Annotated in this window: 20 protein-coding genes and 1 pseudogene; all 21 read left to right on the top strand. The window is 43.9% G+C overall.

The features are described 5' to 3' along the window. Positions 1-166: 166 nt before the first annotated feature. Positions 167-595 carry a hypothetical protein gene (locus V7L97_RS08440; protein WP_333655031.1) on the top strand — a complete coding sequence of 143 codons (429 nt, stop codon included), beginning with the start codon at positions 167-169 and terminating at the stop codon, positions 593-595. A 2-nt stretch (positions 596-597) separates the two neighbouring features. Further along, positions 598-2,886: a DEAD/DEAH box helicase gene (locus V7L97_RS08435; protein WP_333655030.1), complete on the top strand. Its 2,289-nt coding sequence runs from the start codon at positions 598-600 to the stop codon at positions 2,884-2,886. 38 nt (positions 2,887-2,924) lie between these two features. Further along, positions 2,925-3,377 (top strand): nucleotidyltransferase domain-containing protein, encoded by a 453-nt coding sequence (locus V7L97_RS08430; protein WP_333655028.1) that lies wholly within the window; start codon positions 2,925-2,927, stop codon positions 3,375-3,377. Beyond that, entirely contained in the window at positions 3,337-3,783 is a 447-nt protein-coding gene (gene hepT, locus V7L97_RS08425) for a type VII toxin-antitoxin system HepT family RNase toxin (protein ID WP_333655026.1), read from the top strand. The genes V7L97_RS08430 and hepT overlap by 41 nt, the downstream gene beginning before the upstream one ends. A 132-nt stretch (positions 3,784-3,915) precedes the next feature. After that, positions 3,916-4,647, top strand: a complete 732-nt coding sequence (locus tag V7L97_RS08420; RefSeq protein WP_333655024.1) for a phosphatase PAP2 family protein — start codon at positions 3,916-3,918, stop codon at positions 4,645-4,647. Further along, entirely contained in the window at positions 4,628-4,891 is a 264-nt protein-coding gene (locus tag V7L97_RS08415; RefSeq protein ID WP_333655022.1) for a DUF167 domain-containing protein, read from the top strand. Before V7L97_RS08420 ends, V7L97_RS08415 begins: the two co-directional genes overlap by 20 nt. Continuing rightward, complete coding sequence (locus V7L97_RS08410) at positions 4,891-5,736, top strand: YicC/YloC family endoribonuclease (protein WP_333655021.1); 846 nt, start codon at positions 4,891-4,893, stop codon at positions 5,734-5,736. The genes V7L97_RS08415 and V7L97_RS08410 overlap by 1 nt, the downstream gene beginning before the upstream one ends. A 4-nt stretch (positions 5,737-5,740) precedes the next feature. Further along, positions 5,741-6,004, top strand: coding sequence for a DUF370 domain-containing protein (locus V7L97_RS08405; RefSeq protein WP_333655020.1), 264 nt, complete (start codon positions 5,741-5,743; stop codon positions 6,002-6,004). A 35-nt stretch (positions 6,005-6,039) separates the two neighbouring features. Further along, entirely contained in the window at positions 6,040-6,660 is a 621-nt protein-coding gene (gene gmk, locus V7L97_RS08400; RefSeq protein WP_333655019.1) for a guanylate kinase, read from the top strand. Position 6,661: 1 nt separating this feature from the next. Continuing rightward, a complete protein-coding gene (gene rpoZ, locus V7L97_RS08395; protein ID WP_333655018.1) occupies positions 6,662-7,063 on the top strand; it encodes a DNA-directed RNA polymerase subunit omega in 402 nt (133 codons plus the stop codon). 12 nt (positions 7,064-7,075) lie between these two features. After that, complete coding sequence (gene coaBC, locus V7L97_RS08390) at positions 7,076-8,263, top strand: bifunctional phosphopantothenoylcysteine decarboxylase/phosphopantothenate--cysteine ligase CoaBC (RefSeq protein WP_333655017.1); 1,188 nt, start codon at positions 7,076-7,078, stop codon at positions 8,261-8,263. Continuing rightward, the gene (locus V7L97_RS08385; protein ID WP_333655015.1) at positions 8,263-8,778 is read left to right on the top strand and encodes a tetratricopeptide repeat protein; all 516 of its coding nucleotides are present in this window, start codon (positions 8,263-8,265) and stop codon (positions 8,776-8,778) included. Before coaBC ends, V7L97_RS08385 begins: the two co-directional genes overlap by 1 nt. A 17-nt stretch (positions 8,779-8,795) precedes the next feature. Continuing rightward, entirely contained in the window at positions 8,796-9,863 is a 1,068-nt protein-coding gene (locus V7L97_RS08380; RefSeq protein ID WP_333655013.1) for a M24 family metallopeptidase, read from the top strand. A gap of 98 nt (positions 9,864-9,961) precedes the next feature. Further along, entirely contained in the window at positions 9,962-10,522 is a 561-nt protein-coding gene (efp, locus tag V7L97_RS08375) for an elongation factor P (protein ID WP_333655011.1), read from the top strand. A 7-nt stretch (positions 10,523-10,529) separates the two neighbouring features. Continuing rightward, the gene (accB, locus tag V7L97_RS08370; protein WP_333655009.1) at positions 10,530-10,976 is read left to right on the top strand and encodes an acetyl-CoA carboxylase biotin carboxyl carrier protein; all 447 of its coding nucleotides are present in this window, start codon (positions 10,530-10,532) and stop codon (positions 10,974-10,976) included. Positions 10,977-10,999: 23 nt separating this feature from the next. Then, positions 11,000-12,400 (top strand): acetyl-CoA carboxylase biotin carboxylase subunit, encoded by a 1,401-nt coding sequence (gene accC / locus V7L97_RS08365; RefSeq protein WP_333655006.1) that lies wholly within the window; start codon positions 11,000-11,002, stop codon positions 12,398-12,400. Further along, positions 12,336-12,995, top strand: a complete 660-nt coding sequence (thiE, locus tag V7L97_RS08360) for a thiamine phosphate synthase (RefSeq protein WP_333655004.1) — start codon at positions 12,336-12,338, stop codon at positions 12,993-12,995. Before accC ends, thiE begins: the two co-directional genes overlap by 65 nt. Then, positions 12,992-14,107 (top strand): branched-chain amino acid ABC transporter substrate-binding protein, encoded by a 1,116-nt coding sequence (locus tag V7L97_RS08355; RefSeq protein WP_333655002.1) that lies wholly within the window; start codon positions 12,992-12,994, stop codon positions 14,105-14,107. Before thiE ends, V7L97_RS08355 begins: the two co-directional genes overlap by 4 nt. Before the next feature lie 66 nt (positions 14,108-14,173). Continuing rightward, a complete protein-coding gene (gene rpmH, locus V7L97_RS08350; RefSeq protein ID WP_333654999.1) occupies positions 14,174-14,314 on the top strand; it encodes a 50S ribosomal protein L34 in 141 nt (46 codons plus the stop codon). A gap of 13 nt (positions 14,315-14,327) precedes the next feature. Continuing rightward, entirely contained in the window at positions 14,328-14,537 is a 210-nt protein-coding gene (yidD, locus tag V7L97_RS08345) for a membrane protein insertion efficiency factor YidD (protein WP_442891791.1), read from the top strand. A 49-nt stretch (positions 14,538-14,586) separates the two neighbouring features. Next, positions 14,587-16,089: pseudogene (gene yidC, locus V7L97_RS08340) on the top strand (membrane protein insertase YidC); the annotation flags it as partial. Between the last annotated feature and the right edge of the window lie 170 nt (positions 16,090-16,259).

Here is a 16,259-nt window from a genome sequence, read left to right as displayed (position 1 = left end):
AGGCAATCACTTACATATCTGGAACCCCGAACATGGAGATAAATGTGTTGTCCCTATTTGGAGAAAAATTCGACTGCATACCTATATCTCATTATCTTGTTGTAAATACGCCTTTTACCTAAGCGAAGGCAGCCTCAGCGATGACATTCTGAATATGGCTAACACAATGATAAGAGTTAGCGATTTGCAGCTTGCTCAGAGGACTAAAAAACCGAAGAATGGTTTTTATGCTCAGGTTGAAGAGCTTATTAAAGAGATAACTCCTGTTAAAGAGGATATTGAAAGGAAGAAAACGCTTGAAGGCAAATCCGGCAAAAAGTATCATCCTGCATATTTTATTAAAAATGCAAATGCGGTTATTGAGCCATTAGCCCACCCTGTTCAGGCTGTTGATTGGACAAAAATAGCCTCGGTATTTCAGGAGTTTTACGACCTTAACAAAGCAGGAGCTAATTACGAACTCTATGCAATACTGGATGATGAAGACAACGACTGGCCTGATGAGCCTAAGATATTATTATCTGATGTAGCCAAAATTCTTCTGTGGAGCAGAAGAAAACAGTGGAAAGATAAGATATTGAAGGCAGTAGCATAAGCATGCCCGTATTAGACTGGATCGGTAAAAAACAGGTTATAAATCACGACAAGGAAGTCCCTTTCAGGCCTTTAAAGAGGGTTGAATCTCTTTCGGTCGGCGAGAGCGAAAATCTTATCATCAAGGGCGACAACCTTGAGGCGCTGAAAGCGCTCCTGCCCTATTACTACAATAAGGTCAAGTGCATCTACATAGACCCGCCTTATAACACCGGCAATGAAAACTGGATTTACAACGACAAGGTAGACTCACCCGAGATCAGGAAATGGCTCGGCAGGGTCGTGGGCAGCGAAGGCGTGGGAAAAGATTACAAGGGTCTTGTCATGTGGTTTGTGCCATCAGACGCAATCAGAACGCAAACCCTTAATGCCTTGAAAGACAAGACGCATCCATACAGATTTGCCATAGATGAATATTTTGACAACAAAGTTGTTGTTCTTGATAACAAAGAGGCTCTTTCAGTCAAGGCCGCTGACATAAAAGACAATGTTTGCATAATTGTTTCAACCCTTGCTGCATTTAAGCGGGAGGATACGGAAGGGTTAAAGGCTTATGAAGACAACGGAAGCCTTATACAGCACTTTGAATATCTTAATGCCGAAGAAAAAGAGAATATTACAAAATCCCTTTTTGAAGTGATAAGAATGAATAATCCTCTTATCATTATTGACGAGGGGCATAATGCGAAGACATGGTTGTCTCTTGACCTCATAACGCAGTTGAACCCCTGCTTTGTGCTTGAATTTACCGCCACACCGCTGACAGGAAAAAGCAATGTATTGATAGAGGTGCCTGCTTATGAGCTTAAAGAAGAGCAAATGGTAAAGCTGCCGATAAATCTAAAGAACGAAACACATTGGGAGACGACGCTTCAGGCTGCCAAAAATAAAAGGGATGAGATAGAAAAGATTGCAGGAGAAGCTGAAAAGGCGTCCGGAGAGTATATTCGTCCGATTGTACTTATTCAGGCGGAGCAGGAAAAAGAGAGCGACAGAAAAATCCACGTGCATCAAATCAAAGAGTATCTGATAAATGAACTAAAGATACCCGAAGACCATATTGCTATCAAGACAGGCAAGCAAGACGATATCGGAGATATTAACCTGTTCTCGCCGCTTTGCAGCATCAGATACATCATTACCAGAGATGCCATCAAAGAGGGATGGGACTGCTCCTTTGCCTATGTTCTTGCGTCGGTGTTTAATGTCGGCTCAAGCATTTCGGTTGAACAGTTGATTGGCAGGATATTGAGACTTCCTAATGCCAAGAAAAAGTCTGAGAATGAACTAAACGAATCGTATGTATTCACCTCCGCAGAGCGTTTTCAGAAGGCAGCGGATGCCGTAATAAAGGGAATGGTTGAAAACGGCTATTCCGAAAGGGATATTAACACCCAAGGCAAGCAGCCGGAACCGATAAGCGTAAAAGCAAGGCTGTCGGGAATAAAGATACCATATCTTTCACTTAAAGATGACGCAGGTAAAATAAAAAAACTTTCGTATAAGAATACCCTTATCGGCAACAGCTTTAGCCTGAGCAGTTATTCTTTCCATGACAGTGAAATAGCAAATCTTGAGGCAAAAGGAATCAGGATCGATATAAATAAAGAGGGTGACATAACCAAAGAGGCTGTAAAAGTATCGGAAGAATCAGACCCTTATACGGTAGAGGATGAAAGCAGCCTTATAAAATGGCTTTTGACGAGAATAAAGTTTGACTTTATTCCTGCAATTGAAGTCCGCGATTACATAAAAAGAACGGTCGGAGATTTAGCGTCAAAATATTCTATCGCAGAACTCTTTCAGCTTAAATTCTCTCTAAGAGACAAGATAATTCTGAGCATTGAAAATCATCTTAACGCCTATGCAAAAGCTCGCTTTGATAGACTGTTTGCAGACAATAGATTTGTTATTGATTTAAAACAGGCATATACGATACCGGACGCTTTAGAGATTTATAATCCGCATCAGGAAGCCTTCCAAAAAAGCATTTTTGAAAAGACCGGAAGATTAAATGATGAGGAATACAGGTTGGCAAAGGCGATCGACGATTTAAGCAATGTGAAATGGTGGTTCAGGAATTTAGACAGGGGCGGATTTTATATTCAGGGCTACCTGCCGCATGCCTTTAATCCGGACTTTATTTTAGAGACAAAGTCGGGAATAGTTGTAGCTCTCGAATATAAGGGAGAACACCTTGCGGATCGCTACTATAAGGAAGATATAGGCAACTTATGGGGCGGACTGAACGATAAGTATAAGTTTATGGTGGTGACAAAAAAGCGATATTGAAGGTAAGATAAATAAGATAAAAGAATTTTGAGGCATGAATGATTTCGGATGAACATATAAAGTTATTAAAAAATTACTTCCAAAACCGCCATGATGTCGCCTTTGCCTTTTTATTCGGCTCGCAGGCAAAAGGAAAAGCGACAAAAATATCCGATGTTGATATTGCTGTATACTTCTATCCTGCAAAAAGGCACCCTGTAGAGTATGAAGAAGAAGTGTTTTATAATGGTGAAGATGAAATATGGACTGATGTTGAGAGGATTTTGAGAAAGAATGTGGAGTTGCTCGTCTTAAACAGAGTTCCATGCAGTATTGCAGCCAGTGCAATAAGGGGAATACCTCTTGCGATAAATGATTGGGGTTTGTATCTCGATTTCATGGAAGTTGTGACAACAGAAGCAGAGGATTTCTGGGAGATGGTAATTACAGATTTTCGTGAGAGAAGAAGGTATGAAAAGGGAGATAAAGCAAAAGCTGCTGAAACACATTAATTTTCTGGAGAATGAACTGAGCTATTACCCAAAATTCAGACAACTGACAGAGCCAGTTTTTCGTGAAGACGATGATAAGAGGAGAAGCGTTGAGCGATGGGTTGAAAATATAATAAATTCATTAGTAGATATATCCAAAAATATATTGACTTTAGAAAATATAAGACTGCCTGACACTTATAAAGATATTGTTTTATCCATATCTATTGTTAAAGAACTAAACATTAATAATGCAGAATCCCTTGCCAGATGGGTAAGGTTAAGAAACATTGTTGCGCATGAATATCTTGATATTCGCTGGTCATCCATTAATAAGTTCGTTTCAGAAACAGAGCCTTTATTTAAAGGCTTTCTGGAGAAAGTTAAAGACTATCTCGATAAAATAACAGAGTCCGAAGCTCAATAAATGTTTCGACCTGCCGATACAATCACCGCATTATTCAGTTTTTTGCTTTTAGTTCTTGCTGTATTTTTTTATAGCAAAATCCCTTCTGCGCCTTATCTAATTCTCATATATGCATCGCTGATATTTTTTCAGTTGATACTTGTTTATCTGAGCAGGCTTAACTCATTTCTTGCATTGACGAGGGATATCATATTCCCTGTCATCAGCGTGCTTATTATCTTTGACAGCCTTGGTTTGATTGTTCATAACATCAATCCACAGGATATTGACTATCTCCTCATAAGGATTGATTATGTTGTCTTCGGCTGCTACCCCACCATTTTTATGGAAAGGATTATGAACCCATTTCTGACCGACATTCTGCAGGTTGCCTATTCAACATATTACTTTCTGCCCGTAATACTTGGCGTTGTGCTGAAAATAAAAAAGAAAAATGAGGAGTTTGAAAAATCATTATTTTTAATACTCCTCTGTTTCTATCTCTCCTATGTGGGCTATATACTCTTTCCAGCCCTCGGCCCGAGGTATGCGATGGAGCATTTGCATGATAAAACACTCGGCGGTTTCCTTGTATCCAAACCCATTCAGGATATATTGAATCTCCTTGAAGGGGTTAAGAGGGATGCATTTCCAAGCGGACATACCGGTGTTGCACTTACAGTCCTGCTTTTGGCATATAGATACGCGAGAGGACTCTTCTGGATAATGCTGACCCCTGTTGCTCTTCTAATTTTTGCGACAGTGTATTTAAGGTACCACTATGCAGTGGATGTGATTGGAGGCGTACTGGTGACTATTGTCACAATAGCCATTGGTGAAGTATACTATAAATTCTACAAAAGAGATGGATTTACCGCACACTAAGGTCAAAGACGGCATAATTATTCAGGTGAAGGTTATCCCGCGTTCATCAAAGAAAGAGATTGCCGGAGTTGAAGGCAATACTATAAAGATTAAACTCACGGCGCCGCCTGTAGAAGACGCTGCCAATGAGCAGCTTATAGAGCTTTTGTCAGAGACATTGAGCATCAAAAAGGGCAATATCGAGATAGTGAAGGGTGATTCTTCCAGATATAAGACCGTGAAAATAAAAGGAGTCAATCTGTAATGCAGAGCATGACAGGCTTTGGTGCAGCAGAAAGAGACGGATTCAAGGTGGAGGTGCGCTCTTTAAATCACAGGTATCTCGAGATTTCTGTCAGGATGCCTTCTGTTTTGATGGAGCATGAGATACCCGTCAGGAATATTATTAAGGGAAGGTTTGCGAGGGGCAAATTTGATGTTAATATATCATTTGCAGACAAAAGGCAGATGAAAATGGGGGTTAATAGAGAGCTTGCAAAAGGTATTTACGATGCTTTTTCTGATTTGCAGAAGGAGTTGACTCTGCCAGGCTCTCTGACTATAGACTTCTTTTCAGGCTATAGAGAACTTCTAATGGCAGAAGAGCCGGAATACGATACGGATGCTCTGTATAATGCCCTCAATGATGCTGTATCAAAGGTTGAGGAGATGAGGAGGACAGAGGGAGATGCTTTGAAAAAAGAGATGGAATCCAGCCTGAAAAGGCTTACAGATATGCGCAATGAGATAGAAGGGCTTTCGCACGGGCTGGTAGCACACTACAGAGAGACTCTTTCGAAAAGGATAGCAGAACTCGTTTCAAACTTATCCATAGACGAGACAAGGCTTGCACAGGAAGTCGCCATAATGGCGCAAAAAAGCGATATTGCAGAAGAGCTGGCGAGATTCAGAAGCCATGTGCAGCAGTTTCTGTCTGCCCTGTCCAATGGAGATGTCATTGGCAGGAAGCTCGACTTCCTTTTGCAGGAGATGAACAGGGAGACAAACACAGTTGCATCAAAGATGGACGATGTGAGGATTATAAATCTGTCCATAGAGATAAAGACAGAGATAGAAAAACTCAGGGAGCAGGTTCAGAATATTCAGTAGGGCAATGAAGAATTTTCTTGCGAATATAGGTTTCGGCAACGTGGTGTCTGCAGGCAGGGTGGTGGCTGTTGTAAACCCGGGCTCGTCTCCTATCAAGAAACTAAGAGAAGAGGCCAGGGAGAGGGGCAAGCTCATCGATGCCACCGAGGGCAAGAAAATACGCTCCATAATAATCACCGACAGCGATCATATTATACTTTCTGCAATTCAGGTGGAGACAATAGTTCAGCGGATTTCGGGTCAGAAACCCTCTGTTGATGGATTATGAACATCTGTCGAAATTTGAAAAAGGGATTAGGGCATATGAGACAAAAAAGAGGCAGCCTTTTTGTAATATCCGCCCCGTCAGGTGCGGGGAAGACGACATTGTGTCAGAAGCTGAGGGAAGTTGTTCCTGATGTAAAGTTTTCCGTATCCTACACTACTCGCAAACCGCGTGCAGGGGAGGTGGACGGCGTTCATTATTCCTTTGTGGACGAGGATGAATTCCGTGCAATGATAGCAGAGGGAGAGTTTGTGGAATGGGCCCAGGTGCACGGCAATTTTTACGGCACATCGAAGAGAAGAATTGAGGATATGATAAATGAAGGTTTTGACGTGATGCTGGATATAGATGTTCAGGGAGGACGGCAGATAAAGGAGCATTTCCCCGACAGCGTCCTGATTTTTGTCCTGCCGCCGTCAATGGATGAGCTTAAAAAGAGGCTTACAGGCAGGATGAGCGACGCTGAAGATGTGATTAAGAAAAGGCTTAAGAATGCAATAGACGAGATAAGGGAGTATAAAAATTACGATTATGTTATCATAAATGATGTCTTTGATGATGCCCTTGAGGATATGGTTGCAATAATCATCGCCGAGCGGATCAGGACGTCAAAGATAGAAGAAGGCTGGATAATAGAAAATTTTATAAAGGAGGAGTAGTATGGATATAATATCCCTTCCGGTGGATTATGACAAAAAGAAAATAGAGAGCAGATACAGGCTTGTGGCCATTGCCGCGCAGAGGGCACGGGAGCTCTCGTTGGGCGCAACCCAGAAGATACAGACAAAGGCAAAAAAGGTGACCACAACCGCCTTATTGGAAGCCATTTCAGGCAACATAGAGTTTATCACAGGAGAAGAGGCGGTTATCGCACGTGAAAAGGCAGAAAAGATCGATTACAAGAAGCTCATCGAAGAGAAGAGGAAGCCCATAGAGGACCTCTCGGAGCTTGAAAAGGACCTCAAGGTTTATCTCCATGAAAAGGAAGCAACCGAGAAGGCACTGGAAGAGCTTTTTGCCGAGGCCGAAGAGGGCGAGGGAGCAGAAGAGTCCGAAGAGTAGAGCGGGAGCAATGTGTTAAAGGACAGGTCTATACTTTTAGGCATTACAGGAAGTGTAGCTGCATACAAGGCGATTGAACTGATTAAGGGTTTGAGACAGGAAGGGGCCTCTGTTAAGGTTATCATGACAGAGGCCTCGAAACATTTTACCACCCCGTTATCCATAGAATTGGCATCCGGCAACAGCGTCTATAACGACATGTTCGATTCGCCGCTGTCCCATGTGAGTCTTCCTGCTGATGCCGATCTGTTTGTTGTCGCGCCTGCAACAGCAAATATAATCGGCAAATATGCAAACGGCATTGCAGATGACCTTCTCAGCACTGCACTGCTGGCCTTTAAAGGCACGATAATCATGGCGCCTGCCATGAACTGGAGAATGTATGAAAATCCGGTCTTCCAGAAAAACCTCCAGTATCTTGTTTCGCTGGGCATCAAGACCGTGGGGCCTGAAAGGGGAAGCCTTGCCTGCGGAGAGGAGGGCATTGGCAGAATGGCTGACATCGAGAAGATCATGGAAACAGTCAGGACTGCTTTTTCAACACAGGATCTGACAGGAGAAAATATCCTTGTCACAGCAGGTCCAACAAGGGAGTACATCGATCCCATAAGATATATATCCAATAGATCATCAGGCAAAATGGGATATGCCATTGCAAAAATTGCCAAACGGAGGGGGGCAGACGTCACGCTTATAAGCGGCCCTGTATCAATAAAGCCTCCCGAAGGCATTGAGGTTATAAATGTCGAGACAGCCGGCGAGATGCATGCTGCTGTAATGGACAATGTATCCATGTCCTCCATATTCATCATGGCTGCTGCAGTTGCCGATTTTATGCCTTCAGAGACAAAGGGCAGCAAGATCGATAAAAAGGAAAGGTTTTCATTAAATCTTGTGAAGACTGCAGATATACTTGAAGAAGCAGGGCGGTTTAAGAACAAGCCCTTTATTGTCGGGTTTGCAGCAGAAACAGGGCAGAGGCTCGACAGGGCAAGAAGAAAGCTTATTGATAAGGATATAGACATGATTGTCTTTAACGATGTGTCAAAGGCGGGATCTGGATTCGATGTGGATACAAGCGAGGTTGTTATTATCGACAGGAAGGTCGAGAAAAGGCTTCCCCTGATGTCCAAGGATGATGTTGCTATGGCCCTGTTTGACAGGATAAAGGAATTGAAAGATAATGGAACAGCGGAGTAATGGAAGATAGCATCTACATAAAGAGGCTTAAAGAGAGATTGAGACAGAATCGCGATTCAAAGGTCTTCTTATCCCTTGCCGAGGAACTGAGAAAGAAAGACAAGATGGATGAGGCAATAGCTGTACTTATTGATGGAATAAAGAGACATCCTGATTTCATCGCTGCAAGGCTTACCCTCGGGAGATGGTATCTTTTTAGCGGTATGCTTTCAGAGGCGCAAAAGGAGTACTCAGAAGTCATTAAACAGTCTCCTGACAATATTTTTGCCCGCAAGGGGCTCGATGAGGCAAATAAAGGACTCGGAATTGTTGAAGAGGTTATTCCACTGTCTCTGCATAAAAACAGAGAGGCAGTTATAGACCGTTTGAATAAGTTTCTGGAAGAAATAAAAATCCGTTTTGTGACATCATCATCTCTGACGCATAAGGATAAAGATGCTGTCGTGAATCGTCTGGACAGGCTCTTGAGTGCCATAAAAATACATTTTGCTCCATCATCGGGAAACCCCCTTTAATCTTTTCGGGAACTTTAATGATACAGTCGAGAAAAAAAGACATTCAGCGGATTCTCGGATTGAAAGGGCTTGATGCTTTTTTAATCACCAATATGAAAAATATCCGCTATCTGACAGGGTTTACAGGCTCCTCGGGGTTTGCTATTATTACCCGTGACAGGGGCTTGTTCTTTACAGATTTCAGATACCAGGAGCAGTCTAAGAAAGAGATCAAAGACTTTGAGATAGCTATAGAAAAAGGCAAAAGGATAAAACTTATACGGAGTTTTGTTAAGAAGCTGGGTATTAAAAAACTCGGTTTCGAAAAGTCCATATCTTACGAGTTCTATGAATTACTGAAAGGAGTGCCTGCAGCGCTGCTTCCACAGAAGAACCTCGTTGAGGATATGAGGAAGATAAAGAGCGAGGAAGAGATTGGCAGCATAAAGGAGGCGGTGAGAAGGGCAGAGGGGGCATTCCTGAAAATTAAGCCAAGGATAAAGCCTGGAGCTAAAGAGAGGGAGATTGCACTGAGGCTCGAGGAGCAACTGAAAAAGGCAGGATGCGGGAACATTCCATTTGATATAATAGTAGCTTCCGGGAAAAACTCATCCATGCCCCACGCACGACCAACGGAAAAGAAGATAGAAAAGGGAGATTTTGTTATAATTGACTGGGGCGGGGAGGCTAACGGTTATTGTTCGGATATGACCAGGACGCTCCTTATGAATTGCAAAGACCTTGATAAAAAAATAAGGGTCTACAATACAGTTAACTACGCCCGGCAAAAGGCGATTAAATCCATAAGAGAAGGTCTGAAGACACAGGAGACCGACAGCACTGCTAGAAATGCTATCAAAAAGGCTGGATACGGGGAGTTCTTCGGTCACGGTACAGGACATGGCGTAGGACTTGATGTCCACGAATATCCCCATGTATCATGGAATAAAGGCGAAAAGATCCGCAATAATATGGTCTTTACCGTTGAGCCGGGAATATACATCCCTGAATTGGGCGGCGTTAGAATAGAGGACATGGTTTTAGTGAGAAACGGAAAGGCCGAACTCTTAACCGGTCTCAGCAGGGAGCTTGAGATTGTTAAATAGTAAATGAGCTAATGTGTATATGAGTATATGGGTGAGATGTTTTCCCAGCATTAACTCTTTTGCTCATTAACCCATTTACTTAAATAGGAGGTGCACTATTGATTACAGCAGGTGATTTTAAGAGAGGGACAAAGATCGAATACAAGGGAGAGCCGTTCGAGGTGGTGGAATTCCAGCATGTCAAGATGCAGCAGAGGTTGCCTATTGTCAGGACAAAGATAAAGAACTTAAAGACAGGAAGAGTGCTCGAGGAGAACTTCCCGGCAGGCGGCAAGTTCGAACCGGCAAAGCTCGAAGAAAAGGATATGCAATATTTATATGTTGACGGAGACCATCACTATTTTATGGATATGGAGACATACGAGCAGATGCCGCTGACAGCCGCACAGCTCGGCGATGCAAAGAAGTTTATCAAGGAGAACATGACGGTAAAGATCCTTTATTACAAAGGAGACCCTATAAGCGTAGAGCCTCCGATGTTCGTTGAGCTTGCAGTTGCCGATACAGAGCCTGCTTTTAAGGGAGACACGGCATCTGGAGGGAGCAAGCCTGCAAAGCTGGAGACAGGCGCGGTCGTTAAAGTGCCTTTTCATATACAGATAGGGGATGTGCTGAAGATCGATACCAGGACGTCGGAGTATATAGAGAAAGTGAAGTAGGGAGGCCATGATGGAACTCGAAGATTTAAAGGAGTTGATGGGGCTTTTAAAAGATACGGATGTGACCGAACTGCAGATAGAAAAGGATGGGGTTAAGGTCAAGATTAAGCGCGAGAAGTTCTTTGGTCATTTAGAGCTTCCGCCGATTATGCATGAGAAACGGGAGATTAAAAAAGAAGAGGTGGCAGTAGAAACAGAAGCAGAAGGCAGGCTACTGACAGTTACCTCTCCTATCGTGGGCACATTCTACAGGTCGCCGTCTCCTGACGCAGAGCCATTTGTTGATGTGGGTGCACGGGTAAAGAAGGGGCAGGTTCTATGCATAATAGAGTCAATGAAGCTTATGAACGAGATAGAGAGCGAGGTTGACGGCGTGGTTGTGAGGATGCTCGTGGACAACGGACATCCCGTGGAATACGGAGAACCTCTCTTTCTGGTAGAGCCCATAGGTTAGGCGGCAAATAAGATAGGAGAATCATGAAACTCTTTAAGAAGATACTCATCGCAAACAGAGGCGAGATAGCTGTAAGGATTATCAGGGCGTGTAAGGAACTCGGCATCAGGACTGTTGCAATATTCTCCGATATAGAAAGGGAATCTCTCCATGTCAGGCTCGCCGATGAATCTATATGCGTCGGCCCTGCGAACTCCAGACACAGTTATCTCAATATACCCGCAATACTCAGTGCAGCCGAGGTGACCGATTCCGAGGCGATTCATCCTGGATACGGCTTTCTATCGGAAAATCCTCAATTTGCCGAGGCATGCGCCACATCGGGGATAACATTCATAGGCCCGACCCCTGAAAATATCAGGATCGGCGGAGACAAGGCAAAGGCCAGACAGGTTTTGAAGAGGCAAGGCATCCCTGTTGTTCCGGGCAGCGATGGCCCTGTCCCATCAGAAGAAGCAGCCATAAAGATAGCCCAGAAGATAGGATTCCCTGTGATAATAAAGGCATCTGCAGGCGGCGGAGGCCGGGGCATGAGAATAGTCAGGGAAGAGCAGGAGCTTTCCCATGCATTCCATATGGCTCAAAGGGAGTCGCTTGCTGCCTTCGGAAGCAGCGAGATATATGTGGAAAAATATCTCCCTTCCATAAGGCATATAGAGGTTCAGATAATCTCTGACGGTAAAAATGTCGTACACCTCGGAGAGCGCGACTGCTCCATACAGAGGAGGCATCGGAAGCTTATAGAAGAGGCTCCGTCAACCATCGCAACAGCAAAATTCCGCAAAAAAATAGGCGAGCTTGCTGTAAGGGCTGCAAAGGCGATGAAATACCACAACGTCGGAACAATAGAGTTTATTGTTGACCAGGAACAGAATGTATACTTCATAGAGGTAAACACGAGGGTGCAGGTAGAGCATCCTGTTACAGAAGAGATTACAGGAGTGGATATCATAAAGGAGCAGATACGCATAGCAGCAGGATTCCCGTTGTCTTACAGACAGAACCAGATCAAACCATCTGGCTGTTCTATAGAGTGCAGGATAAATGCAGAGGACCCCGAGAAGTTTATTCCGTGTCCTGGCAGACTGACATTATTTTCCCCGCCCGGTGGCCCCGGTGTAAGAGTGGATACCGCTGCATACACAGGCTGGGTCGTGCCTCCGCAGTATGACTCGATGATAGCGAAGCTGATAGTCTACGGCAAAAACCGGGAAGAGGCCATTGCAAAGATGAAGCGGGCCTTGGATGAATTTCTCATTGAAGGGATAAAGACCACAATCCCCTTCCATAGAAAGGTATTAAATCATCCTGATTTCATAAAAGGCAATTTCAGCACGGACTTTATAGACAGGATGAACAATGGCAATAATGGCAGTAACGGACATAAATCCGCAGAGGCCGTCGCCAATAAGGATGAATCTTAAAGACCGCATTTGTTTCATAACGGACGGCAGTGATGAAGAAGCGGTCTTAACAATTCTAAAATCAGGCATACGGTGGATTCAATACAGGGGAAAAGGCAAGACTAAAAAAGAGATGTTCAATAAGGCATCGAGGCTCAGGGAAATCACAAAAGATTTCAATGCGTGTTTTATCATAAATGATTATGCAGATATTGCCCTTGCTGTTGATGCAGACGGTGTGCATTTGGGACAGGAAGACCTCCCTCTAAAAGAGGCGAGAAAGATCTTGGGCAATAAGATTATCGGCATATCCACGCACAATCTCCAAGAGGCAATAGATGCAGAAAAGGGCGGGGCTGATTATATCGGCTTCGGCTCCATCTTCCCCACAACAACAAAGGATGATGCAGTTGTACAAGGTCTTGATGCCTTAAGAAAGGTGAAGGGTTCTGTTAATATCCCTGTGGTTGCCATAGGTGGCATAAATACGGATAATGTGAGATCTGTCTTTGATGCAGGATGCGATGGAGTGGCTGTATCTGCAGGACTTTCAAGGGGAGACATGATGGAGAATGTAAGGAAGTTTTTATGCGTTATAGAGGAGGTTGGAAAATGAGAAGGTCTTTGGTTTTCTTTGTGGCTATTCTTTTGACGGCATTATTTTTTTCCGGCTGTAAGAAGAAGGAGGATGTTATAAAGATAGGCATTGCAGGGCCCATGACAGGCGCTCAGGCCAAGATGGGTACGGACTTCAGAAACGGAGTCACCATTGCAGTAGATGAATGGAACAGCAAGGGAGGCGTCCTTGGAAAGAAGATTGAAATAGTAAACGGCGATGATCAGGCTGATCCAAAGCAGGCTGTTGCAGTGGCAAACAAGCTGGTCAATGAAGGAGTGGCGGGTATAATAGGCCATTTTAATTCGAGCTGCTCAATCCCTGCATCAGATGTCTATAACCGTGCCGGCATTCCCATGATAACACCAGCTTCCACAAACCCCCAGCTTACCGAGAGGGGATACAGGGGAGTATTCAGGGTTTGCGGAAGGGATGACCAGCAGGGCAAGGTGGCTGCCGAGTTTATAATAAATAAACTCAAGATTAAAAGGGTTGCCATAATCCATGACAAGACCACCTATGGTCAGGGTCTGGCGGACGAGTTCAAGAAGAATCTCGGCAGTGCTGCAGAGGTTGTTTATTATGGAGGCATAACGCAGGGCGACAAGGATTTCAAGACAGTTCTTACATCCATAAAAGAGAAGAAGCCCGAGATAATTTATTTCGGCGGCATATATCCTGAGACAGGGCTACTTGTAAAGCAGTCCCGCGAAATCAGCTTGAATGTGCCGTTCATGAGCGGTGACGGAAGCATAGACCCCAAATTTGTCGAGATCGCAGGGGAAAAGGCTGCTGAGGGGACTTATCTCACATTCAGCCCTGACCCAAAGAATATTCCTGCTGCAAAGGGTTTTATGGAGAAGTATAATGCAAAATTCGGAGAGATCGGCCCATACTCTATTTATGCCTACGATGCTATAAATATATTGCTCGCCGCAATAAAAGAGGCGGGGACAACAGATGGGAAGGCCGTTATCGAGAAATTGCATTCAATGGAGTTTTCAGGCGCACTCGGGAAGATAAGGTTCACAGAAAAGGGAGATGTGACAGACTCGCCTTATGTTATCTGGATTACAAAGAACGGAAAATTCGAGGAATACTGGAAGCCGTGAAAATTTGACTTTGCATTCGAAGAAAAATTATAATTTCCTTTCAATAATTTTTTGGAGGTTTGAGAGATGGGAACATACACAACGTATCATCCACATAAAGGCAGAAGGAAAAGGACCCACGGCTTCCTTACACGCATGAGCACAAACGGCGGAAGGAAGGTTGTGAAAAACAGAAGGGCAAAGGGAAGGAAGCGCTTAGCAGGTTAAGAGGATTTTTATTTTGAAGACCCTGATAACCGCCCTGATAAGGCTTTACCGATACATGATTTCACCCCTGCTGCCTAATAGCTGCAGGTTTACGCCTTCATGCTCCGAGTATTCGCTTGAGGCTGTAAGCAAGCACGGTGCTTTAAAGGGCAGCTATCTTTCATTCAAAAGGATATTGAAATGCCATCCTTTCCATCCCGGCGGATACGACCCGGTGAAATGAGTTTAAAGAGTTAGGAGTCAAGAGTTTAGACATGGATAAAAAAATGCTGCTGGCCATAATCCTCTCTATCGCAATACTGATAACCTATCAGTACTTCTTTGTAAAGCCTGTGCCGCAACCTGTGCCTCAGGAAAAGACCGCTCAAGAAACGGTTAAAGAAGAAACTAAAACAACCGAGGCAGCTCCAATGCCTAAGACAGAGGTTTCGGTAACTGAAAAAGAGGTCAGGGTTGAAAGCGATCTCTATACCGCTGTTCTTACATCTAAGGGCGGCACTATAAAGGGCATCGAACTCAAGAAATATAAAGACAAAAGCGGCAGGCCCATTATTTTAAAGGGCGATGATGTATTGCCGCCATTAGCCATAGGCGCTGATGAGGGATTTCAGTTTTCGAAGGTCAATTTTTCTTTTCAGGGCAGGGATATAAAACTCGGTCCTGAATTAAAAACAGCAACGCTTGTTTTCGAATATTCCTCCGAAGGGTATTCCATCCGCAGGACATACACATTTAAAAATAACGACTACGGCATCGATTTAAGGGATGAAGTGGGCGGATTAAACTCCTACTGGATAACCCTTGGCAAGGATTTCGGGATTCATGAGAAAGACGAATCCGTTCATTTCGGACCTGTTGTTCTGAAGGATGCGGACAGGATGGAGTTTGTGGCCAAAAAGCTCACAGAGCCAAAGAATTTCAAAGAGGGTGTAAAGTGGATTGCACAGGAGGATAAATATTTCTTCTCATCCATTGTGCCTAAAGTGCAAATAGAGGACTCAAAGGTCTGGAGCAAAAATGGAGACGCATTGGCGGCTCTCAAGCTGCCTGCGGGTGTCAGCAATTATTTTATATATGCAGGACCAAAGGAGTACGACACACTCAAGAAATACGGTGTTGGTCTTGAGCATATAGTGGATTTCGGCTTCTTCTCCATACTGGCAAGGCCTTTGTTCTGGCTGATGAAGGTTTTCTATGATATATTCCCAAATTACGGCGTTGCGATTATAATCCTCACCATAATCGTCAGGATTCCCTTTATCCCTCTCATCAATAAGGGACAGAAGTCAATGAAAAAGCTTCAGGACATCCAGCCCAGGATGGCTGAGATAAAAGAGAAATATAAGAAAGACCCCCAAAAGATGCAGAAGGAGATCATGGAGCTTTACAAAAAGCATAAGGTAAACCCAATGGGAGGCTGTTTGCCCATGCTTCTTCAGATACCTGTATTCTTTGCCCTTTATAAAGTGCTTTTGATCGCCATAGAACTCAGGGGTGCGCCTTTCATGTTGTGGATAAAAGACCTGTCTGTAAAAGACCCGTATTATATATTGCCTATAATCATGGGTGCGACGATGGTAATCCAGCAGAAGATGACGCCTTCGACAATGGATCCCACACAGCAGAAGATCATGATGATAATGCCCATAGTCTTTACACTTATGTTTTTAACTTTCCCTTCAGGACTTGTCCTGTACTGGCTCGTGAACAATGTCCTGAGCATTGCCCAGCAGTGGCATATGAACAAGAAGCTTGCAAAACAGCCCGCCTCTTAATCCGTATTGTTCATAAATCCCATCGATAAGGATAAGTCTCTTCCGTTCAGGAGCTATATTTTAACAGTTCTAATGCTTCTTTCGCTCCAGTCGCAAAACTCGCTTCGCTCAGACAAATGATACCTGCGGTTTTAAGCAAGTCCTCCATCAGCATAACCGGCAACTTCAGC

The sequence above is a fragment of the Dissulfurispira sp. genome (assembly GCF_036745535.1).
GTDB lineage: Bacteria > Nitrospirota > Thermodesulfovibrionia > Thermodesulfovibrionales > Dissulfurispiraceae > Dissulfurispira.
Note: the sequence above shows the minus strand (reverse complement) of the source record. Positions and strands in the feature narration are given on the sequence as shown.